Annotated in this window: 16 protein-coding genes; 8 read left to right on the forward strand and 8 right to left on the reverse strand. The window is 73.8% G+C overall.

Annotated features, from left to right (window positions below):
* Nucleotides 1-53: 53 nt before the first annotated feature.
* Both U8525_RS02990 and U8525_RS02995 read right to left on the reverse strand, forming a co-directional pair.
* A complete protein-coding gene (locus tag U8525_RS02990; protein WP_374260874.1) occupies nt 54-1,568 on the reverse strand; it encodes an FAD/NAD(P)-binding protein in 1,515 nt (504 codons plus the stop codon).
* Nucleotides 1,569-1,696: 128 nt separating this feature from the next.
* Entirely contained in the window at nt 1,697-2,539 is an 843-nt protein-coding gene (locus U8525_RS02995) for a sterol desaturase family protein (RefSeq protein ID WP_374260878.1), read from the reverse strand.
* Nucleotides 2,540-2,681: 142 nt separating this feature from the next.
* Between U8525_RS02995 and U8525_RS03000 the strand changes: the two genes are divergently transcribed.
* Nucleotides 2,682-3,392 carry a TetR/AcrR family transcriptional regulator gene (locus tag U8525_RS03000; protein WP_374260881.1) on the forward strand — a complete coding sequence of 237 codons (711 nt, stop codon included), beginning with the start codon at nt 2,682-2,684 and terminating at the stop codon, nt 3,390-3,392.
* 11 nt (nt 3,393-3,403) lie between these two features.
* On the opposite strand, the gene U8525_RS03005 is transcribed toward U8525_RS03000, so the two are convergent.
* The 3 genes from U8525_RS03005 to U8525_RS03015 all read right to left on the reverse strand — a co-directional run bounded on the left by U8525_RS03005 (nt 3,404) and on the right by U8525_RS03015 (nt 7,232).
* A complete protein-coding gene (locus U8525_RS03005; protein WP_374260884.1) occupies nt 3,404-4,387 on the reverse strand; it encodes a sensor histidine kinase in 984 nt (327 codons plus the stop codon).
* 234 nt (nt 4,388-4,621) lie between these two features.
* Nucleotides 4,622-5,452 carry a hypothetical protein gene (locus tag U8525_RS03010; protein WP_374260887.1) on the reverse strand — a complete coding sequence of 277 codons (831 nt, stop codon included), beginning with the start codon at nt 5,450-5,452 and terminating at the stop codon, nt 4,622-4,624.
* A gap of 394 nt (nt 5,453-5,846) precedes the next feature.
* Nucleotides 5,847-7,232 carry a serine/threonine-protein kinase gene (locus U8525_RS03015; RefSeq protein WP_374260890.1) on the reverse strand — a complete coding sequence of 462 codons (1,386 nt, stop codon included), beginning with the start codon at nt 7,230-7,232 and terminating at the stop codon, nt 5,847-5,849.
* A 262-nt stretch (nt 7,233-7,494) separates the two neighbouring features.
* Between U8525_RS03015 and U8525_RS03020 the strand changes: the two genes are divergently transcribed.
* Nucleotides 7,495-9,759, forward strand: coding sequence for a PAS domain S-box protein (locus U8525_RS03020; protein WP_374261496.1), 2,265 nt, complete (start codon nt 7,495-7,497; stop codon nt 9,757-9,759).
* Nucleotides 9,756-11,564 carry an OPT/YSL family transporter gene (locus U8525_RS03025; RefSeq protein WP_374260893.1) on the forward strand — a complete coding sequence of 603 codons (1,809 nt, stop codon included), beginning with the start codon at nt 9,756-9,758 and terminating at the stop codon, nt 11,562-11,564. Before U8525_RS03020 ends, U8525_RS03025 begins: the two co-directional genes overlap by 4 nt.
* A gap of 6 nt (nt 11,565-11,570) precedes the next feature.
* On the opposite strand, the gene U8525_RS03030 is transcribed toward U8525_RS03025, so the two are convergent.
* Entirely contained in the window at nt 11,571-15,488 is a 3,918-nt protein-coding gene (locus U8525_RS03030; RefSeq protein WP_374260896.1) for a serine/threonine-protein kinase PknK, read from the reverse strand.
* Nucleotides 15,489-15,849: 361 nt separating this feature from the next.
* On the opposite strand from U8525_RS03030, the gene U8525_RS03035 reads away from it, so the two are divergent.
* From U8525_RS03035 to U8525_RS03045, 3 genes are read left to right on the forward strand one after another with little or no spacing between them, the layout of a single operon-like run.
* Nucleotides 15,850-16,647, forward strand: coding sequence for a hypothetical protein (locus tag U8525_RS03035; protein ID WP_374260899.1), 798 nt, complete (start codon nt 15,850-15,852; stop codon nt 16,645-16,647).
* A 21-nt stretch (nt 16,648-16,668) separates the two neighbouring features.
* A complete protein-coding gene (locus U8525_RS03040; protein WP_374260902.1) occupies nt 16,669-17,322 on the forward strand; it encodes a Tox-REase-5 domain-containing protein in 654 nt (217 codons plus the stop codon).
* Between the two features lie 12 nt (nt 17,323-17,334).
* Entirely contained in the window at nt 17,335-18,096 is a 762-nt protein-coding gene (locus U8525_RS03045) for an immunity 52 family protein (RefSeq protein WP_374260904.1), read from the forward strand.
* A 56-nt stretch (nt 18,097-18,152) separates the two neighbouring features.
* Here U8525_RS03045 and U8525_RS03050 read toward each other — a convergent pair whose 3' ends face one another.
* Entirely contained in the window at nt 18,153-19,661 is a 1,509-nt protein-coding gene (locus U8525_RS03050; RefSeq protein WP_374260907.1) for a Do family serine endopeptidase, read from the reverse strand.
* A 439-nt stretch (nt 19,662-20,100) separates the two neighbouring features.
* Between U8525_RS03050 and U8525_RS03055 the strand changes: the two genes are divergently transcribed.
* Complete coding sequence (locus U8525_RS03055; RefSeq protein WP_374260910.1) at nt 20,101-20,562, forward strand: response regulator; 462 nt, start codon at nt 20,101-20,103, stop codon at nt 20,560-20,562.
* A gap of 74 nt (nt 20,563-20,636) precedes the next feature.
* Nucleotides 20,637-21,437: a glutaminyl-peptide cyclotransferase gene (locus U8525_RS03060; RefSeq protein ID WP_374260913.1), complete on the forward strand. Its 801-nt coding sequence runs from the start codon at nt 20,637-20,639 to the stop codon at nt 21,435-21,437.
* A 10-nt stretch (nt 21,438-21,447) separates the two neighbouring features.
* Here U8525_RS03060 and U8525_RS03065 read toward each other — a convergent pair whose 3' ends face one another.
* Nucleotides 21,448-21,984 (reverse strand): metal-dependent hydrolase, encoded by a 537-nt coding sequence (locus tag U8525_RS03065; protein ID WP_374260915.1) that lies wholly within the window; start codon nt 21,982-21,984, stop codon nt 21,448-21,450.
* Nucleotides 21,985-22,042 lie beyond the last annotated feature (58 nt).

A 22,042-nucleotide genomic window follows, 5' to 3' on the forward strand; every position in this document is an offset into this window, starting at 1 on the left:
GGGCAGGCATGCGCGGCCGTGACGCGGGCGTCACCCGGGCGGCCCCGCGAGCCTCAGGGGGGCGCCGGGGCGGCCGCCTCGGACGCGGCGGTCCGGGACACGCCCAGCCGGCGCAGCAGGAGGTCCGCCAGGTCTCGGGCCTGGGAGCGGATCTCCGGCACCGCCGTGGTTTCCCACAGGTCGCCCCGGCGCGTGGGGCCCAGCGTGAAGAGGTGGGCGGAGGGCTGGCCGCGCGCGTCCAGCACCGCGCCGTCGGGCGCCGTCGCCAGCCCCATGCCCAGCATGTCCGCGCGGGCCTGCCCCGCCTCCAGCAGGCCGCGGAGGATGGGCTGGTGGCGCGAGGCCGGGTTGGACTCGGGGCCGGTGCAGTTGATGACGTGCTGCACGCGCAGCACCCGCGGCTCCCGCTCGCCCCGGGGGCGCAGGTGGACCGCCACCGCGTCCGGCTCCAGCTCGAAGCGCAGCACGTGGCCCGCGTGGAGCACCAGGCGCCCGTCCCGCCGCCACGCGTCCATGACGTCATGGAGCTCCGGCGCCATGCGGTGGCGGTGCACCTCCCAGTACGCCCGCAGGTGGCGCAGGAACCGCCGCCGCTCCGGCTCCGACAGCCGCTGCCACAGGGGCGTCGTCACCGGCCGCAGCGAATCCACCGCCGCGCGCCAGTCCGCGCCCGCCGCCGCCTGCGCGTCCACCTCCTGGCGCATCGTGCGCAGCACGTCGCGGACGCGCAGCGTGCTGAACGGCACCACCTCCCGCGCGGAGGCGGACGCCACCTCCGCGTTACGGCAGCGGTCCATCTCCCGGCGCACCGAGCGCAAGAGCTCGCGGATGCGCAGGGGCTCCGCCGCCGCGGGCGCCTTCGCGCCGTGCGCGCGGTGCGGGTGCGGCAGCAGGCCGTGCCGCGACAGCGCATGCACCGGGCCCTGGTGCCCGCGCTCAGCCAGCGACAGCACCGTGTCCACCATGGTGAGCGCCGTGCCGATGAGCAGCACCGGGTCCCCGGCGCCGATGCCCTCCAGCGCCCCCGGCGCCCACGGCGAGCGGTGGTAGCGCGGGCTCGCGTACAGCCCGCCGTCCGGCACGCGCAGGTCCGCGGGCAGCGCGTTGCCCAGGGCGAGCACCCCGCCGCGCGCCTCCAGGTCCTGGCCGCTCGCGAGCGCCACCTTCACGCCGTCCGCCGTGTCCACCACGGCGGTCACCTCGTCGCGCGCCGTCTCCAACTGAACGCCCGGCGCGGCCCGCGCGGCGGTGTCCTTCAGCACCGCCTCCAGGTACTGGCCATAGCGGCGGCGCTCGGAGAACGCGGACGGCGGCGTGTCCGGCGCGTCCACGCGCAGCCAGCGCAGGAAGTGCTCCGGGTCGTCGACCCAGGCGCTCATGCGGCCCGCCGGCACGTTGAGCAGGTGCCGCGCGCTGGGGGTCGAGTACGCCACCCCCCGCCCCAGGCGCTCCCCTCGCTCCACGAGGGCCACGCGCAAGGGCGAACGGGCGGCCCTCAGGAGACAGGCCGCGAGCAGCGTTCCGCTGGCGCCCGCGCCGATGATGATGACGTCCTGCCGGGAGTGCACCTCCCGATTCTAGGTCCGCACCCCGGGGATGCCACCCCTCCAGGGGTCGCCTCCCTCGTGGACTGTCCGTCGGCCCACGGCCATGGGCCCCCTCGTGCCCACCGTGGGACGTCGGGGGCCGGTGGACCTCACAGCGCCTGCCGGACCCCTGGCACCGCGGGGACGGGAGGGGCGGGGGGAGGCACCGCCAGCCGCTCCCCGATGCGCGTCAGCCCCGCTCCCTCGCGGGCGCGGGCATGCACGAGCGGATAGTCGGGGAACGCGGTGCCGAACCACCGGTCCAGCACCACGGTGTAGAGGCCGTAGTGCCCCTGGTAGCGCGCGTGGTGCAGCGCGTGAAACGTGGGGGTGAAGAAGACGCGGCCCACCCAGGACGCCACGAAGCGCTTGGGCAGCCACTCCGTGTTGCCGTGCCCGAACGCGTTGAGGACGTAGTTGGTCAGCATGTAGGCCAGGACGCCCGCCTGCGTGCCCGGGAACAGGTGCATGGCCGCGAAGTGCAGGCCGAGCCCGCCGCCCATCAGCACCAGGCGCTCCGCCACGGAGAACGACAGCGCGGTGAGCGGCTCCGTCACCTGCGCCACGTGGTGCTGCGCGTGGAAGCGATAGAAGCGCGGCAGGTGCAGCAGCCGGTGCGTCACGTAGAACCACACCTCGAAGCCCACGAACATCCACGCGTACGACCACAGCGCCGTGGCCAGGCTGAACGGCGCGTACAGCGGCCCGGTGAAGGCGCGGAAGGCGGCGATGAGCACCGCGTCCGTCGCCACCACGCCCACCGCCGCGAGCGCCTCGCGGCGCAGCTGCCCCTGGGCCAGCGCCCGCCGGTACACCCGGAAGCGCTCCGCCAGCCGCGTGCGCCACACCAGCCAGCCTGCGGCCACCATCGACAGCTTGATGGCCCCGGAGATGAGCAGGACCCCGAGGAGCAACACCGGCAGGGACGGGTTGTCGGGCAGCAGCATCAGCATGACGGACCTCGCGAAGGCCAGCGCACCCCCGGGCCACGCGCGCCCGGACCCCCCATGGATAGGGCCCGTCCGGTGTCATTGTCAAATCTGACAATAGCGCTGCGCGCGTCGAACGACGCTTGGGTGGGTAGGATGCGCCGCGATGGCATCCAGGCGTCCCCAGGTCCGGGCCCCGTCCCGGCGCAGCTCCGCTCCCCGTCGTCCCGCGAAGCCCGCCGCGCCCCGCAGGCGGCGCACGCCGGAGGAGGCGCGCGAGGCCATCCTCCAGGCCGCCGAGCCGCTGCTCGTGGCGCAGGGGCCGGACCGGGTGGGGTTGCAGGCGGTGGCGAAGGCGGCGGGGGTGAGCCACGCGCTCGTCACCCACTACTTCGGCACCTATGAGGCCCTGGTGCGCGAGGTGCTCCTGCGCCGCAACGAGCTGCTGGCCGCGTCCTTCCGGGAGCAGCTGCTCGCGGCGGAGGCGCCCCCTGACGCGGGGGCGCTGCTCGAGCGGTTCTTCGCCGTGGTCCAGGAGGGGCAGCACGGCCGGCTGATGGCGTGGGCCCTGCTCACCGGCCGCGCCGAGCACATGCCCCTGGTGCGCGCGCAGGGCCTGCGGCTGCTGGCGGACGCGCTGGAGCTCCAGGCAGGCCGCGTGGCGGAGGCGCAGGGCACGCCGCCGCCCTCGCGGGACACGGTGGACATGACGCTGCTCGTGGCGCTGTGCGCGTCGCAGTGGTTCCTGCTCTCGCGGGAGGTGCTGCTGCCCGTGCTGGGGCGCGCGGCGGACGCGGCGTCGGACGCGCGGTTCCGCGAGGTGCTCGGCGGCATGCTCCAGCGGTCGCTCGGGGTGAAGCCCACCGGAGGGGGCTGAGCGGCGCGCCCTCAGGTCCAGTCGGCCTGCGGGCGCGGCGACTGCGACTGGACGAAGGCGCCGGCCACCGGCAGGGACACGCGGAAGGTGCTGCCCCTGCCGGGCGAGCTCTCCAGGGTCAGCGTGCCGCCCAGCGAGGTGACGATGCCGTGGCACACCGCGAGCCCCAGCCCCGTGCCCACGCCCAGCGGCTTGGTGGTGAAGAAGGGGTCGAAGATGCGCTCGCGGTGCTCGGGCGCGATGCCGCAGCCGGTGTCGCGCACCTCCACCAGCACGTGGCCGGGCTCGCCGGGGCGCGCCACCACGCGCACCTCGTTGCCCTCCGCGTTCCCCGGGGAGATGGACTGCGCCGCGTTGAGCAGCAGGTTGAGGAACACCTGCCCCAGCCGCGAGCCGTTGCCCTGCACCGGCGGCACGCCGTCGCACTCCACCACCAGCCGCGCGCGGTGCCGCAGCTCGTGCATGGCCATCTTCGCCGCCGTGCGCACCACCGCGGCCAGCTCCGCGGGCCCGCTGCCCACGTCCTCCGCGCGCGACAGCGTCTGCAGGTCGCGCACGATGAGCCGGATGCGCTCCGCGCCGTCGCGCGTCTCCGCCAGCGCTTCCAAGATCTCCTGCCGGTCCTGCTCCGACAGGCGCTCCTTCTGCTGGAGCTCCTGGTGGATGTACTCCAGGTTGCTCAGGATGAAGGCCAGCGGGTTGTTGATTTCATGACCCACGCCCGCCGCGATGCGCCCCAGCGCGATGAGCCGGTCCGCGAAGAGGAGCTGGGCCTGCGTGGCGTGCAGCTGCTCCAGGCTGCTGGACAGCTTCGCGTTGGCGGCCTCCAGCGCCGCGGTGCGCTCGCGCACCGTCTCCTCCAGGAGCCGGCTGTTCGCGCGGGACGCGCTCGCCGTGGACCTGGCGCCGGGGCCCAGGCGCTCGAAGGCCTGGCGGAGCGTGTCCCGCCGTCGCGCCATCGCCTCCATCCGCCCGACCTTCGCTCGTAACGTCATCGCAAAGGGCCATCCAACACCGCGGCCCCGGGCCCGGCAAGCTGCGCGAGGGGATGGGATGCCGTCGGGCCGACACCTCCCGACCTCACGTCCCGGCTGTGATTTTCCACTGGGAGTTCGGGCGCGTGGGAGCAACCCACCGCGCGCCCGGGGGCTTCTGGACACGCGGCCACGGGTGAGGCCGAGGCCGTGCATGTCCAGCGATTCACCGCGGGTGCAGCCGGTGTGTCCGCTTCAGGCGCCGCAGTCCGCGCGGCAGCTGTCCGCCGTGTTGCCAGGGCCCGCGTGCTCGGTGAACTGGCACACGCCGTCGCCGCAGCGGAACAGCTCCGTCGGCTGCACGCGCGTGGTGATGGCCGGGTACGTCTTCCCGTTGTACGTGCAGTGCGTGTAGTAGGGCTTGCTCGGGTCGCCCTTCGTGCAGAACTGCGCGCAGCTGCCGACGTTGACGATGGGCGAGCAGGTGTCCGCCTTCAGCGTGAGGCCACACGCGCGCGTGGAGCTCTCCGCCGCGCTGAGGTCGCGGTCGCGCGCCGCGAACAGGCCCTCGCTCGCGAAGAGGTTGCCAAAGAAGCACGCCTCCTTCTCGCTGAACTTCGCGAGCTCCTCGGCGGAGTAGGGGATCTCCGCGCCCGCCGCCGTGTGGCCCAGCGCGGACAGCGCGATGTGCAGCCCGTACTTGTTCGTGTGCGCCGCCAGACACGCGCTCACCACCTGCTGCTCCGCCTCCGTCGCGGGCTTGCCGGCGGACCAGCCCGGCGCCAGCCCCAGGCCGCCCTGCCACGTGTACTTCACCCCCGTCGCCATGGACTGGAAGGAGCGCGTCTCGCCCTCGGGCACCGCGCACTTCACGACGTACGCCATCACCATGGCCGCGTCCGCGTTCTGGGCGAACCAGTCGTTGAAGCTCGCGGTGGCCAGCCCGTTGAGGGTCATGCCGTTCAAGGTCATGCCGTTCAAGGTCATGCCGTTGAGGGTCATGCCGTTCAAGGTCATGCCGTTGTCCGCCTGCTGCGCCTGATCCACGGACGCCCAGTCAGCGGCCGCCGTGGCGTCCTCCGGCATCGCGCCTCCGCAACCCACGAGGGCGATGAGCGCCCCTGTCAGGAGGACCGACGTCAGGGGTTTGCGTGAGGTGGTCCGGTTCCACCACTCGCTGCATCCACTTCCAGGCCGAAAAGCAGGGGTGAGGCGCATGTTGGGGGCTCCCGCTCGGGGGTCGTCGGAGGTCCGACTTCCAGAATGTCAGGCAGTCCAGGCTTTCAGCTAGAAAGGTGCTGAAACTGTCAGACAGGGGAATCGTGACGGATTCAGGATCGGAAATAAATACGGCTCCGTCAAAAAATTACTCTGTGGGTCCAATTCGCACGGGGCCGGAGTAGGACCCTGAAGGTCATGGGACCACCACGGATGACAGGGGGTTACAGGGGGGATGAGGGGGAAGGCAGGGGGGAACGGTTCAAAACAGGGGCGGACTGTCGAGGAACTGCGAGGCGGGACGGGTGATGGCGAAGCCTCCCGGCTCCCTTACGTTCCAGGTTGCCACAAGCGTGACCGGACCGCCTACCACCTCGGCCTCGCTGGAGTCGCCGCGGGTCTCCGCCTCGCCGTGGTGGAGGCAGAGGTGGACGCGGGCGTGGGCGGCTTCGGCCAGCCGCTGGGCCTCGGCGTGCAGGTCTCGCAGGGGCTGGAGGGCGTGGAGGCGCGTCCCTTCGGACAGGGGCCGCACGCCCAGCAGCGTGGTGCCCGTCTGGAGCGCCAGGATGAAGCCCTGGGCGCGCAGGCCCTGCTCCAGCGTGTCCATGACGGTGGCGAGCGCGGCGTAGGCGGTGTCGTCGTCCAGGTCCGTGGCGGGGAGCACCACCTCCGCGTTCACGGCGAGGACGAGCCGCGTCTGGCCCTCCACCTGGTTGGGCTCCTCGGTGGCCTCGCGCAGGGCGGTGAGGAAGGCGCTCACGCTGGGGTAGCGGCGGGTGGCGTCCTTGTTCAGGCACCGGAGCACCACCGCGTCCACGGCGGGGGACACCGGGGCCTTCACGCTGGGGCGCGGCGGCGGGGCCTCCAGGTGCATGCGCTCCAGCTCCAGCCGATCATCCGACTGGAACGGGTAGCGGCCGGTGAGCAGCTGGTAGAGCAGCACGCCCAGGGCGTACACGTCCGTGGGCGGCCCGATGCTGCCGCCGCGGAACTGCTCGGGCGCCATCGCGTGCGCGGTGCCCAGGCGCTGGCCGGCGGTGGTGAGCCCCTGCTGGCCGGGCTCCTGCTGGATGAGCTTCGCGATGCCGAAGTCCAGGAGCTTCAGCCGGGGCTTCTCCCCCTCCTCCACGACGAGGATGTTGCTGGACTTCAGGTCGCGGTGCACGACGCCCGCGCGGTGCGCCGCCTCCAGCGCGCCGCAGATGGGCTCCAGGTACGCCAGCGCGCGAGACGCGGACAGCCGCCCGCGCTCCTGCACCACCTGGCTCAGGGTGCGCCCGGAGAGCAGCTCCATCACGTAGTAGGGGCTGCCGTCCGGCATCAGCCCGAAGTCGTAGACGTCCACGATGTTCGGGTGGTGGATCTGATTGACGACGCGCGCCTCGCGCACGAAGCGCTGGAGCATCTCCCCCTGGTCCGCCAGGTGCGAGTGCAGCACCTTCACCGCGGCGTGCCGCCCCAGGATGCGGTGCTCCGCCTCGTAGACGCTGCCGTGGCCGCCGGCCGCCAGGAGGGACTTGAGCACGTACTCACCCGCGAGGGTGCCAGGCCCGCGCTCGGGACGGGTGGGTGTGGGGTGCCCCTTCTCCGAGGCGCTCGCGGCCGCGCGCGCCTGGATGCGGAAGGTGCTCTCGGAGTCCGCCGCCATGAATGTCCCGCACCCTACCATTCACGGGGTGGGTCGCGAGTACCCGTGCCGGGCTGGCGGGCCCGCCTGCCTGCCCCCTCGTTCACCAGGAGTCAGGCCCCCCGCCCCGGAGGGGGAGGGGACGTTCATTGGAGGCCGTTGGGGTATGGTGGCGGTCCGGGCCAACGCTTTGGGCCCGCACGGAGCGCGGCGTCATGCACGACAGGCGGCGAGGAGACGGCCGGCCCGAACGCAGGGGAGCGCCGGGGGGCTGGCATACATGATGACGTTGGTGGACGAGCTCACGACCTGCGCGGGCCAGTCGGTGACGGCCCCGTCCTCGACCGGGGCGTGCCTCATCCTCATCAGCACCACGACGCCGGCGGCCATCGGCAAGGCGTACCGGCTGGAGCCGGGCGAGCACGTCATCGGCCGCGGCTCGGAGGCGGAGGTGCGCATCGACGACCACGGGGTGTCGCGCAAGCACGCGCGCATCCTGCGCAAGTCGGACGGCTCGTGCCTCGTGACGGACCTGGAGTCCACCAACGGCACGTTCCTCAACGGCCTGCCGGTGTCCACCGCGGAGCTCCAGGAGGGCGACCGGCTCCAGGTGGGCACGGTGACGGTGTTCCGCTTCTCCCGCCGCGAGGTGCTGGAGCAGCGCGAGGAGCAGCTGCGGCAGGCCCTGTCCGCCGCGCGCGTGGGCATCTGGGACTGGAACGCGAAGACGGGCCAGGTGACGTGGAGCGAGCACGTGGACCGGCTGCTGGGGCTGGCCGTGGGCAAGCTGTCCGGCCGCGCCATGGACCTGGCGGAGGTCGTGCACCCGGCGGACCTGCCCCGCCTGCGCGCGAACCTGGCCACGGCGCTCCAGCAGCGCTCGCAGGTGGACGTGGAGTACCGCATCGAGCCCGCGGGCAGCGGCTACCGCTGGATTTCATGCAAGGGCGACGTGCTCCTGGACGCCGCGGGGCAGCCCGCGCGGGTGACGGGCACGGTGATGGACATCACCGCGCGCAAGCAGGCGGAGCAGGAGCTGCACCGCCAGGCGCTCATCTTCGAGAGCATCTCCGACGGCGTCGTCATCACGGACCTGGCGGGCGGCATCATCGACTGGAACACCAGCGCGGAGCGGATGTTCGGCCGCAGCCGCAAGGAGGCCATGGGCCAGACGCTCTTCAGCGTGCTGCACCCCGGTGAGACGGACCGGCTGACGGGCGCCATCCTCACCGCGCTGGAGGTGCACGGGCGCTGGAGCGGGGAGCTGGAGTTCAAGCGCGCGGACGGCATGGCGTGCGTCTGCGAGTCCGTGGTGGTGCCGCTGCGCGACGCGGAGGGGCGCGTCATCGCGAACATCATGGTGCACCGCGACCTGAGCGAGCGCCGGCAGCTCCAGGCGCGGCTGGTGGTGGCGGACCGGCTGGCCAGCGTGGGCACGCTGGGCGCGGGCGTGGCGCATGAGATCAACAACCCGCTGGCGTACATGCTGGTGAACCTGCACCTCATCCGCGAGGGGCTGGACAAGCTGGAGGCGCAGGGCGCGCCGTCGGAGCCGGTGGCCGCCATCCAGCAGCTGGTGCGCGAGACGACGGAGGGCGCGGAGCGCATCGCCACCATCGTGCGGGACCTGAAGGTGTTCGCGCGCGGCGAGCAGGAGTCGCGCCCCATGCCGGTGGACGTGCGCCGCTCGCTGGAGCTGGCGTGCAAGATGGCGGACAACGTCATCCGCCACCGCGCGCGGCTCATCACGGAGTTCGAGCCGGTGCCCGCGGTGGAGGCCAGCGAGGCGCGGCTGTGCCAGGTGTTCCTGAACCTGCTGCTCAACGCGGCGCAGGCCATCCCGGAGGACCCGTCCTCCGTCACCGAGCACGAGATCCGCGCCATCATCCGCCCGGGCGAGCCGGGCAAGGTGGTGGTGGAGGTGCGCGACACCGGCGTGGGCATGACGCCGGAGGTGCTGGGGCGCATCTTCGACCCGTTCTTCACCACCAAGGCGGTGGGCGTGGGCACGGGGCTGGGGCTGTCCATCTGCCACGGCATCGTGGAGTCCATGGGCGGCTCCATCCAGGCGGAGAGCACGCCGGGGCAGGGCAGCACCTTCCGCGTGGTGCTGCGGTCGGCGGCGCACGAGCCGGACCTCTACCCCCGGCTGTCGGCGACGGCGCCGGCGGGGGCGCGGGCGCGCATCCTGGTGGTGGATGACGAGCCCAACGTGACGGTGGCGCTCCAGCGCTCGCTGGCCACGGAGCACGAGGTGTCCACGGCGAACAGCGCGCAGGCCGCGCTGCGGCTGGTGAACGAGGGCGGCCGCTTCGACCTCATCCTCTGCGACGTGATGATGCCGGGGATGACGGGCATGGACCTGTACTTCGAGCTGGGGCGCTCGGCGCCGGAGCAGGCGGGGCGCATGGTGTTCATGACGGGCGGGGCCTTCACCCCGCGCACCACGTCGTTCCTGCGGGACGTGCCCAACCTCAAGCTGAGCAAGCCGCTGGACCTGGCGCAGCTGCGCGAGCTGGTGGGCCGCTCGGCGGAGGCGTCTCGATGAGCGCCTCCTCCGGTCACCCCGCGGCTCCTCCGGAGGCCGCCGCGGGGCCGGAGGCCGCCGCGCCCGTGGCGGCGGAGGTGGCGCCCGCGGGGGCGGCGGCGCCCGCGGGGCGGGAGTGGACGGCCCGGTCGCTGGGGGTGGGGCTGCTCATCGGCGCGCTGCTGGCCGTCACCAACCTCTACATGGGGCTGAAGACGGGCCTGTGGGACTCGGGCTCCATCACCGCGACGGTGCTGGGGTTCAGCGTCCTGGCGCCCTATGGGCGCAGGCGGGGCGCGCCCTACACGCCGCTGGAGAACAACCTCACGCAGACGGCCGCGGCGGCGGTGGGGGCGATGCCCGCGTCCGCGGGGCTGCTGGCCGCGATTCCGGCGCTGGCCCTGCTGGGCACGCGCGTGCCGGGCTGGGGCATCGCGGCCTGGGGCCTGGTGCTGGGCGTGGTGGGGGTGCTGGTGGCGGGGCTCTTGCGGCGGCGCCTGGTGGAGCAGGAGTCCCTGCCGTTCCCCACGGGCATCGCCACCGCGGAGCTGATCTCCACGCTGCACGCGGCCACGCCGTCCGAGGCGCGCGGCGCGCGGGCGGGAGGGGGCCGGACGCTGGTGGGCGCCGGGCTGGTGGCGATGGCGCTCACGTGGATGCGCGACGCCCGCGGCTGGCTGCCGGGGATGGTGGCGCTGCCGGGCCGCGTGGCCGGCGCCTCGCTGGAGACGCTGACGTGGGGCGTGGGGATGAGCCCCATGCTGCTGGCGGTGGGGATGATGACGGGCCCGCAGCTGGCGCTGAGCATGCTGCTGGGGGCGGCGCTCGCGTGGGGCGTGCTCGCGTCGTGGCTGCTGGGCGCGGGCCTGGTGGCGGGCGCGGCGTACGAGCCGCTGTCCTCGTGGCTGGTGTGGCCCGGCGTGGGGTTGATGGTGGGCGGGGCGGTGATGTCGCTCGCGGCGCAGGCGCGGGACTTCCTGGGCGCGGCGAGGGACCTGCGCTCGGTGGGGCTGAGCCGGGGCGGGCTGCCCCGCTGGAGCCTGGGGCTGGCGGCGGTGGCGTGCGCGCTGGCGGTGGCGCTGGGCGGGGTGCTGTTCGGGCTGGGCGTGCCGTCCACGCTGCTGCTGCTCGCGCTGCTGGTGCCGCTGTGCGCGGTGTGCGCGCGAGGCGCGGGGCAGACGGACGTGTCCCCGGTGGGCCAGGTGGGGAACCTCACGCAGGTCCTCTTCGGCGGCGTGCGGCCCGGAGCGCTGTCCCCCAACGTGGCGGCGGGCTCGGTGGTGGCGGGGGCGGCGGCGCAGACGGGCGTGAGCCTGTGGTCGCTGAAGGCGGGGCACCTGCTGGGGGCGTCGGCCTCCCGGCAGCTCGCCGCGCAGCTGGTGGGCGTGGCGGTGGGGGCCGTGGTGGCGGTGCCGGCCTACCTGCTGCTGGCGGGCGCGTACGGCGTGGGGACGGCGGTGCTGCCGGCGCCCTCGGCGGCGCAGTTCCGGGCCGTGGCGGAGGTGTCCGTGCGGGGCCTGGCGAGCCTGCCGCCCTACGCGGGCTGGGCCGCGCTGGTGGGCTGCGGGGTGGGCGCGCTGTCGACGCTGGCCGCGAGGAGCCGGGTGGGGCGGTGGCTGCCGTCGCCGGTGGCGATGGGCATCGGCTTCATCACCCCCGCCTACTTCGCGGTGACGCTGTGCGTGGGGGCGGGGCTGGTGGCGCTCGCGCGGAAGTGGAGGACGACGGACGCGCACGTGTCCTCGCTGAGCTCCGGCGCGCTGGTGGGCGAGTCGCTGATGGGGCTGATGGTCGCGGCGACGACGGCGCTCTCGCGGTCGGCGTAGCGCGCGTCACGCCGCGGGCGTGAGGTCCCGCACGCGCTCCAGCGAGCGGCGGATGCGGTCCTCCATCAGGTTCGGCATGTGCGTCGAGCGCGCCAGCGCCTCTCCGAGCGCGAGCATCGCCTCCGCGAAGTCGCCCCGGCGCCCGGCCGCGAGGCCCATCATCTCCAGCACCTCCAGCGGCTCCTGCTCCACGGAGACCTGGGCGGAGCGCTCCCGCAGCGCGTGCCACTCCTCGGTCGTCGCGTCCCGCGCGGCCAGCTCCACCATGGAGAAGAGCACCTCCTCCGACGGGCTCAGGTGCGCGCCGTGCCGGTTCGTCGCGATGGCCTGCCGCACCTGCTCCAGCAGGTCGCGCGCCGGCTCGTACCGGCCCGCCCACGCCAGGGCCCGCGCCTGGAGCAGCAGCGCCCAGGGGCGGTGCGCCACCTCCGGGTACCGGCGCTCCAGCGCGACGGCCCGCGCGATGTGCGGCGCCGCCGCCTCCGCGTCGCCCGCCTGGTAGTACAGCTCGCCCAGGTTGATCTCGCCGAAGTACTCCCAGCCCACCACGCCCAGCTCGCGCCCCAGTTGCATGAAGCGCTCCTGGTCCTTCAGCGCGTTCGTCAGGTCGCGCCGGGCCACCCACAGGTTGCGGCGGTTGTTGATGGCCGCGCCCAGGTGGAGGCGGTCGCCGCGCTCCGTGCAGATGCTGATGAGCTCGTCCAGCAGGCGCTCCGCGCCGTCGATGTTGCCCATGCTCGGCAGGATGGCCACCATCAGGAGCAGCGCCACCACCAGCGACTCGTAGCCCGCGTCCCCCAGCTTCCGCGCCCGCTCCGCCGCGGCCTCCAGGGACATGAGCGCGTCCAGCCACTCGCCCTTGCGGAACTGCGCGCGGCCCAGCGCCAGCAGGAGCCGCGTCCGCACGTAGGGCGACGTCACCGTCTCCGCCAGCTGCTGCGCCTCCTGGGCCCGCGCCTCGCTGCGCGCGTAGTCGTTCACCCAGTCGAAGGCCATCGCCTCGTCGAGCAGCAGCTCCACCTCCGCGCGCGAGTCCCCCAGGCTCCGCGCCCGCTCGCGCGCGACGGCGAAGTCCGTGAGCGAGTCCTCGTAGCGGCCGATGCGGTAGCGCATCAGGCCCCGGCCCCGCAGCGCGGTGAGCCGGCGCAGCTCGTCCTCGGGCTCGATGAGCTCCAGGGCGCGCGTGTACATGGCCTCCGCGTCGAGGTACGCGTGGCGGCCGCGCGCGGACTCCGCCAGGTCGATGGTCAGCGCCGCCGCCTCGTCGCGCAGGCCCGCCGCCGCCGCGTGCAGCGCGAGCCGGGCCAGCCGCTGGCGCTCCTGCGCGCCCGCCGGGCTCAGGTAGTGGCGGTACGCGGCGTGGTGGATGCGGGCCTTCTCCTCCGCGGGCAGGCTCGCCACCACGGCCTCGCGCACCAGCTCGTTGCGGAAGCTCAGCCCCTCCAGCCGGTGCTCCACCAGGAGCCCCAGGTCCAGGAGCCGCCGCGTCGCGTGCCCCATGTCCAGCGGGAACTGCGCCGCGGCCCCGTCGCGCTCCAGCTCGCGCACCACGCCGTCCGCCGCCGTGGCGGTGAAGGTCGCGCCCAGGAGCGCGCACAGCCGGGCATGCGCGGCGAGCGCCGGGGGCAGGGCGCCCAGCTCGCGGTCCGCCAGCCACTCCACCAGCCGCAGCTCCGGCAGGCGGTCCAGCTCGTCCGTGACGAGGTACCAGTTGCCGCCCGGCGAGCGCTGCCGCACCAGCCCCTGGCGCTTGAGGCCGCGCACCAGCTCCACCAGGAACAGGGGCACGCGCTGCGCGCGCTCGACGATGCGCTCCACCGCCTGCGCGGGGACGTTCTCCACCGGCTTGAGCAGCGCGCGGCACAGGGCATGCGCGTCGCTGGGGGACAGGCCGGACAGGGTCAGGTCCAGCTGGCGGGCGGCGCGGGCGCCCCAGGCCGGGCGGCTCTGCTCGAAGCCCGGGCGCACCAGCACGCAGACCCACAGGGGGACGCCCGTCTCCGCGAGCGCGGCGTACTCCAGCGCGTCCAGCGCCGGCTCCTCCGCGAAGTGCGCGTCGTCCACGATGAGGCACAGGGGCCGCTCGCGGGCGCTCGCGGCCAGCAGCTCACCCGTGGCGCGCATGGCCAGCGAGCGCAGCGCGCCCGGGGCCGCGGCCCAGCTCTGGAGCTCCGGCCCGCCCGGCGCGTACCACCCGAGCGTCGCGGCCACGCCCGGCCACAGCTCCATGCCCAGCCGGGGCCCCAGCCGGTCGAGGATGGCGGTGCGGCCGACCTCCTGCGTGTCGGTGTCCTCGCGGTCGAAGCCGTGCAGCGCCATGCGCAGCAGCGTGCGCAGCGTGCCCTCCGGGTCGCCCTGCACGGGCTCGCGCGAGCGCAGCGTGTAGACGCGCGCGTGCGGCAGCGCGGACCGCAGGCGCAGGCCGAGCGTGGAGGACAGGTGGCTCTTGCCGTGGCCCCGGTCGCCGCGCACGGTGACGATGGTGGGCGCCGCGCCGGACACCGCGGACCGGGCGCTCTCCAGGAGCTGCTCCAGCTCCGCGTCGCGGCCCACCAGCATCGCGCTGCCCAGCTGGAGCACGGTGACGTCCGGCCGGGGCGCGCCGCCCGAGGGCGCGGGGCGCATCAGCCCGGAGCGCCCCGGCACGGGCACGCACGGCACCTCCGGCACGGCCTCCGCGGCGGAGGAGGAGAGCAGGGGCCCGCGCTGCTCCGGGACGTGGGGGTAGCGGTCCTCGCGCGCGAAGATGGCGCCCAGGTAGCGGGGCGCGCCGTCGCGGCGGCGCTGCACGGTGACGGAGGCCACGTCCACGAGCGAGGCCGGGGCGAGGCCCCGCTCGGCCATGCCCTCGGCGGCGCGCAGGGCGCGGCGCACGGGGTTCTCTCCCACGTCGGGGTCGAAGACGCCGGCGAAGCGCTCGCCGTCCGCGAAGGCCATGTGGCCTCCGTAGGCGGCCAGGGCCTTCTGCATCGCCACGGGGTTCGCGCGCGAGGAGGTGAACAGCACCGCCACCGACCGGCGCGTCTGGGCGGGGCGCACCTCCGGCAGCAGGGTGAGCCGGGGCGCGGGCTGCACGGCGGACTGGCCCGCGTGGTCCAGCGCCGCGCGCAGCGCCTGGGCCACGGCGGCGGCGTCGCGGGGCCGGCGCGCGGGCTCCTTGGCCAGGCAGCGCAGCACGACCTCCTCCACGGGCGGCGCCACCGGGGCGTACTCCGACGGAGGCGGCGGCCGCAGCGACAGGTGCGCCTGGAGCACCTCCGTGAGCGAGCCGAAGAACGGCGGCCGGCCGGTGATGAGCTCGTAGAGGATGATGCCCAGCGCGTACACGTCCGTGCGCGCGTCGAGGACGGCGTGGCCGGCGCACTGCTCGGGCGCCATGTACTCGGCGGTGCCGGCGAAGGAGGACGTGTCGCCGGGCGTGCCGTCGTCGGCGGGGACGTCGGGGGCCGGGCGCTGCACCAGGCCGAAGTCGAAGACGCGGGCGCGCCGGTGGGCGTCGTCCAGGAAGACGTGCTCGGGCTTGAGGTCGCAGTGCACCAGCCCGTGCGCGTGCACGACGGCCACCGCCTCCAGGAGCGCGCTGGCGCGCGGCCCGAACTCCTGCGGGGACATGGGCCCGGACACCCGCGCCAGCCAGTCCGCCAGGGTGGGCAGCGTCACGAACTCCATGGCGAGGAAGCGCTGGCCGCCGGGCAGCGTGCCCACGGCGTGGAGCGCGGGCACGGTGGGCGGCCCGATGACGCGCAGGGCCTCCGCCTCGCGGGTCAGCTGCGCCTCCGCGAGCGCGATGCCGGGCCGCGCCAGCTTCAGCGCGATGCGTTCGCCCTGCGTGCCGTCGGCGGCGAGCGGGAAGGCGGTCAGCAGCACGCCGAAGCCACCGCGCGCGACGACCTTCTCGCCGCGGTAGCCCGGGACGTCGGGCACGAGCGAGGCATCGGAGGGCGAAGCGACGGGAGGCGGGACGCCGGGCGGGCACGGCGTATGAGAGCCCTCCCAACGCCGCCCGCATGTGAGGCAGCGCGGCACGGCCGTCACTCTATGCCACCGCCGCCGTGATTTCCGAACGCCGGGTGTCGCGCGGATGACGGACGCGTGAGGCCCCGCCAGGACGCCGCTCAAGCCCGGAGGGCATCCAGGCGCCACACCCTGTGAACCGCGCGACACAAGACAGCCGGGGCGAACGAAAGGCCAACGGGTCGCCCGCGCACCGGCTGCGTCATTGCGCACCGCACCGCGCCGGGATGTCAGGAGTCCCTGTTAGCCCTGCTCAACGGGAGGAGCAGGCATGAGAGGGATTCAGCCGTCATGGCGCGGGGCGTGGCTGTACCTGGTGCTCATCGCGGGGCTGGTGGGGTGCGCGGGAGGACGGGCCCGTTCGTTGCCGGTGGGGTTGCAGGGCTACGCGCGCTACCACAGCGCATCGCCGGCGCCGCTGCGCGGGGACGCGGCCTCCGCGGGAGCGGGCGGCACGGTAGGGGCTGCGCCGGCGCCTCCCGTGCGGCTGCCACCGGGAACGGTGCTCGTCGGCGATGCGGGGGAGCGGACGCGGCAGGCGGTGGAGCTGGGCCTGCTGGAGGTGGATGCGTTCGAGAGGCTGCTCATCCGGGCCGGGCTGGAGGACCTGGCGGCCCTGCCAGTCCGCCGCAACCCCTTCACGCCCGAGGATGCGACGGAGGTGCTGAACCGGCTGATGGAGAAGCCGGTGACGCTCGGCACCTATCCGCCCCGCATGGCGGTGGGCTTCCTGCTGCGCGAGGTGCTGGCGGGTGGAGCGGTCTCTCGCGAGGAGCTGGTGCAACGGATGGGGCGCTTCGCCCGGGAGCGGGTGGCGGTGCTGCGGCCGGACGGGTACCTGGCCTGGGCGCTCGATGGGCGCACGCAGCAGAAGGTCGCGCCCGTGCAGTGGCAGGACGGGACCTTCCGCGCGGGCAACTTCGAGCTGGGGCGCTTCTACAGCGGCAGGGGCGGTGTCTTCCGCGGCGTCGATGCCCAGCTGCGCGCCGCGGACTGGCGACCGCTGGCGGAGGTGTACGACGACGCGGACGTCATTGGCCGTTCGTTGGATGGCGCGGAGGATGCGTAGTACTGGGAGCGCTTCCGGTACATGACGGACGGTGAGCAGCTCCGGGCCGCCGCGCGGCTGACCACGGGCGTGCTCACCCTGGGGGGCACGGCCTCGGCGACGACGCGCACTTTGACCCGAGCGGCGGTGGGCATGGAGGCCACGGTGCCCGTGCTCGCGGTGTCCGCGGAGGGAGTGCTGGGCATCGAGCGCGTCGCGGTGCCCGTGGGACGCGCGGCGGCGGTGCTGAGCGGAGGGCCCGGCGCGGTCCTCATCCTCCACAAGGCCAACGTGGCGGCGGCTCCGGACGAGCCAGGACACTGGGGGCCCGCGAAGGAGTCGATGTCTGACCGGGCCCGGCGCTACCAGGAGCAGATCTCCGGGCACCCGGCGGACGAGGCGTACTGGGTTGGAGACGCGAAGTTCGATGGGTTCCAGGACGGAGTGTTACTGGAGGCAAAGGGGCCCGGCTACGCGAACAAGTTCCTCGACAACCTGGAGCCGAAGCGGTGGTTCGAGTCCACGGGGGCAGACGCACTCGCGAGGCAGGCGCAACGGCAGCTCGAGGCGGCTCAAGGACTCGGCGTTCGCATCGAGTGGCACGTCGCCGAGGAGAAGGTCGCGAACGCAATCCAGCAGCTCCTCGAGCGCAAAGGTATCCAAGGGATTCGGATCGTGCACACTCGAGCACGCTAAGGAGGGAATGCAGTGACCGCCACGGACAGGCCCTGGAAGAATCTCGAGACGTACCACGTAGGGGCCTACTGGGGGGCGCGCAGGGAAGGGCCTGAAGACTGCGGGCGGCGAACCGCGAGGCTCCTGGAGTTGTTGGCTCCGTGTGACCCATTCCTTGCTCACTGGTACAAGCCCACGCGGGCGATCAAGGACGCCCGCAAGTTCCCCCTGATGCCTCCGGACGTGCCGACGCTCGCGGAGCTGTTCAGGCGGGGCGTGAACCGCGAAAGAGGAAAGCCGGCCATCGAGAAACTGGGCTTCAGTGTCACGTTTGGCAACGGCGGAGGGGATTACGACAGCTCGGCCCTGAGCATCCTCTGCGGGTGCTACTCCGAAGTCGTCCCCAATAGTTGCGTGCTGAGCCTGCCCACACTCGGCCGCAGTCCGAACGCCGAGCGAGTGCTCTCCGCTCCCGTGCTCACGCATGCTGTGCGAAGCATGGCACTGGCCATGGACCCTGACTGGGCCGTGGTCATGTCTCACGCCTACCGGGACGTGGATGATGAAGAGCGGACAGGCCCGCGGGTCGGCTGGCTGACCTACTTCTCCAAGCAGCGCGGCACCGTCCCGCCGCTGCCCGCGCCCGTGCGCATCGAACCCGTGGAGGACAAGGGCACCCTGACGGTCCTGACGCCGGAGCGCTTCACCGTCGCCAACCCGGAGCACGTGGCGCTGGTCCGGCGCGTGCGCGAGCTGCTCATCCGGGCCGGGCTCATCCCCACCCGCGCCCGCTGAAAGAAAAACGGCGCGCTCCACCCCGGCCGGCGGAGCGCGCCCACCACCCTCGCGTCCTACCGCTGCGGCACTTCAATCGCGCGCAGCAGCGCCCCGTCCTGTCCGGGCACCCGCGCGCGCAGGAGCAGCGCGGCGCCCGGCTCCGCGGACGTCAGGGCCTGCGCCGCCTCCGCGACGCTGGACACCTTCTGATCGCCCACCTGCGTCAGCACCATCCCGGGCGCCAGCCCCGCGCGCTCCGCGGCGCTGCCGGGCTCCACCGCCACCACCTGCGCGCCGCCGTCGCCGTCCCGCGCCTCCGACAGCCGCAGGCCCAGCCGCTTCGACAGGGGCGCGGGCGTCGAGTCCCGGGGCGTCATCTCCTCTTCACCCCGCTGCGTCGGACGGGTGCCCAGCTTCACCGGCACCTCCAACTGCTTGCCGCCGCGCACGAGGCCCACCTTCACCTCGCTGCCCGGCTTGAGCAGCGCCACCGCGCGCGTCAACGCCCCGGCGGAGTCCACCGCGCGCTCGCCCACGGAGGTGATGACGTCCTCCTCGCGCAGGCCCGCCTTCGCGCCCGGCCCGCCCGCGCTGACGCCGGCCACCACCGCGCCCTTCGGCGCGTCCACGCGCAGCGCGCGCGCCAGCTCCGGCGTGAGGTCCTGCACCGCCAGGCCCACCCAGCCCCGGCGCACCACGCCCGTCTCCTGGAGCTGCGGCAGGAGCGCCTGGATGAGGTTCGCCGGCACCGCGAAGCCAATGCCCGTCGCGCCGCCGATGATGGCCGTGTTCATGCCCACCACCTCGCCCTTCATGTTGAAGAGCGGGCCGCCGGAGTTGCCCGGGTTGATGGCCGCGTCCGTCTGCAGGAAGTCGTCATACGGGCCCGCGTGGATGTCGCGCGCCCGGGCGGACAGGATGCCGGCGCTCACGCTCGACGCGAGGCCGAAGGGGTTGCCAATGGCCATCACGGGGTCGCCCACGCGCAGGCCATCCGAGTCCCCCAGCTTCACGAACGGCAGGTTCCCGGACACGCCCTTCAACTGGAGGAGCGCCACGTCCGTGAGCGCGTCGCGGCCCAGCACCTCCGCGTCGAAGGCGCGCCCGTCCTCCAGCTTCACCCGGACGGTGTCCGCGCCCTCCACCACGTGGTTGTTCGTGAGCACCAGCCCGGACGGGTCGATGACGAAGCCCGACCCCAGCCCCTGCTTCGCGGGCGCGCCGCCCTCGCCGAAGGGGTTGCCCTGCATGCCGAAGCGCTCGGCGATCCCCGGCGGCAGGCCCTGGAGCATCCCGCCCATCGCGGGCCGGGCGCGGGCCTGCACCTCCACGTTCACCACCGCGCCCTTCACCGTGTCCACGAGCGGCGCCAGCGACATGAGCGCGCCGGGCGCCCCGGGCGTGGGCGCATAGACCGCCGGCTCCACCTTCGCGCCCGAGGGCGTGGTGGCCGTCTTCAAGGACAGCGTGGGGCGGGCAGGGGGAGCCACGTCCACCGCCGGCTTGCAGGCCCCCAGGGCGACCAGGGGCATCAGCGTGAGCGCGCGGGCAAGGTGGCGGCGAGACGGAAGCGTGCGAACCATCGTGCGTTCTCCTTGGGTGGCGGCCGGAAGCGGGCCTTCCGGGCGGAAAGGATGGAAAGAGTCGAACCGGATGCGGTGGGCACCCTGGGAAGGAGGCAGCGGTCCCGTTCCACCAGTGACACCGGGAGCCACCAGTGGCCCAGCTGCCTGAAGGGAGCTCTTGGAGGAAGCCCCGCATCCGGTCCGACGCCCGGACTTCATTGCAGTCCGTGGGCCAACCCCTGCCGGACCCCTCTCAGAGGGGAGCCGGGCCCCGGAAGGCCCCGGGGCGCGGGGCAAAGTGCCCCAACCGGGGCATTTCGCCCGGGGGCACGCCGCCCCGCGCCCCACCGCCGTGGCTCCCTCCACCCATGGCACGGCGGATGCTCAGGGCGTGGGAGGTGCCCTGCGCGAGTGTCGCCGCCGCGAGCACCTTCACCCCTTCCAGGAGTTCACGCCCATGGTCCACGAGCAGCCAGAAGGGGTCGCGCGCGCCGCGGCCTGGGAAGACCCTCACGCGGAGCCCGCCAGGGCCCCGCGCATCCTCGTCGCGGATGATCAGACGGAGATGCGCACGCTCATCCGCAAGATGCTGGTGCGGCGGGGCTATGAGGTGGTGGAGGCGGCGGACGGGCCGGACCTCGTGCGCGTCCTCGTGGAAGGGCTCACGGCCGAGGAGGCGCGCGCCCCCGACCTCATCATCACCGACGTGCGCATGCCGGGCTTCACGGGCCTGGAGGTGCTCGCCCGGCTGCGGCGCGAGCAGTGGACCACGCCGGTCATCCTCATCACCGCCTTTGGCGACGTGCAGCTGCACCGCGAGGCCCTGCGCCTGGGGGCGGCCTGCGTGCTCAACAAGCCGTTCGACATGGACGAGCTGCGAGGCGCGGTGGAGGTGGCCCTCGCGGCGACGCGCGAGTGACGCCGCCCCGGGGACGTCGCGCTAAGGTGGAGCGGCCCCTTCGCTCGCGAAGCCGCCTGTCCTCAAGGAAGCCCATGCGCCGCCTCCCCTGGTCCCTGCCCTTGTCCCTGTGGTGCCTGGCGTGCGCGCCGACGCAGCGCCAGACGCCGGACGCGGGCGCCACAGAGGCCACGCCCAGGAGGCTGGTGGCGCGCATCGTCCACACGTATCCGCACGACCCCACGGCCTTCACGCAGGGGCTCCAGTTCCACCAGGGCCAGCTCTACGAGAGCACCGGTGAGCAGGGCGACCTGCGCCGCATCTCGCTGGAGCAGGCGGCACCGCTGTGGAAGCAGGCGCTGCCGGACGTGTTCCCGGAGGGGCTCGCGAGCGACGGCGAGCGGCTGTACCAGCTCACCTGGCAGGACGAGACGCTCTTCGTGTGGAGCGGCGCGCCGCCCGCGCGGGAGCAGCAGGTGGAGTACTCGGGCGAGGGCTGGGGCCTGTGCTACTGGCAGGGCCAGCTGGTGCGCAGCGACGGCACGTCCACGCTGCGCTTCCACGACCCGAAGGACTTCCACGTGAGGTCCCAGGTGCAGGTGACGCTGCAGGGCACGCCGCCGCAGCTGCTCAACGAGCTGGAGTGCGCGGAGGACGGCGTCTACGCGAACGTCTGGCACTCCGACACCCTCCTGAAGATCGACTACGCCACGGGCCGCGTGCTGGCGGTCATCGACGCGTCGGCCCTGGCGCAGGCGGTGCGCGGCCGGGTGCACAGCTATGAAGCGGTGCTCAACGGCATCGCGCTGGAGCCCGGCACCGGCCGCCTGTTCCTCACCGGCAAGCTCTGGCCCGACCTCTTCGAGGTCACGCTGGAGCCCGCCGCCCCGCAGTAGCCTCGCCGCTTCAGGCGGCGGGAGCGTCCCCCTGTCTGGAGAAGCGCCGCCGCACGGTCCGGACCACCTCCGCGTCCCAGCGCGGTGACAGCAGCTCCAGCGCGGTCCGCCGGAAGGGCAGGGCGCACGCCAGGCACGCCAGCGTCGCGGCCAGCCCGATGAGCGTGTTCTGCCAGGAGGCCAGGTTCCACTGGCCGGACCATGACCACGCGGCCAGGCTCTGGGGCCAGAGGTAATGGATGGGCCAGCCCGGTCCACTGCCGGCGAGGTCGCACAGCAGATGACCGTGGAACGCAACCCCCGACAGCAGCGCCACGGCCACCCGCTGCCGCCCCAGCGCCGCGCAGACCGCCAGCGTGACGAGCGCTCCCACGTATCCGTGGAAGATGACGTGGTGATAGCGCGCATAGAACGCTTCACCCGCCAGCAATGACAGACCATCCAGATCCGGCGCGAGCCCCGCGCAGGTGACCAGGACGCGGTCTCGCCGTTCGCGCAGGCCCTGCGCCAGGAGCCAGGACAGCTCCGCATGGACGATGGGGTTCATGGGTGTGCACTAGCGTACGGCACGCCAGGGGATTGGCGAAGGTTCCTGGGGCAGCGCG

It is taken from the genome of Corallococcus sp. RDP092CA (genome assembly GCF_041903675.1).
GTDB lineage: Bacteria > Myxococcota > Myxococcia > Myxococcales > Myxococcaceae > Corallococcus.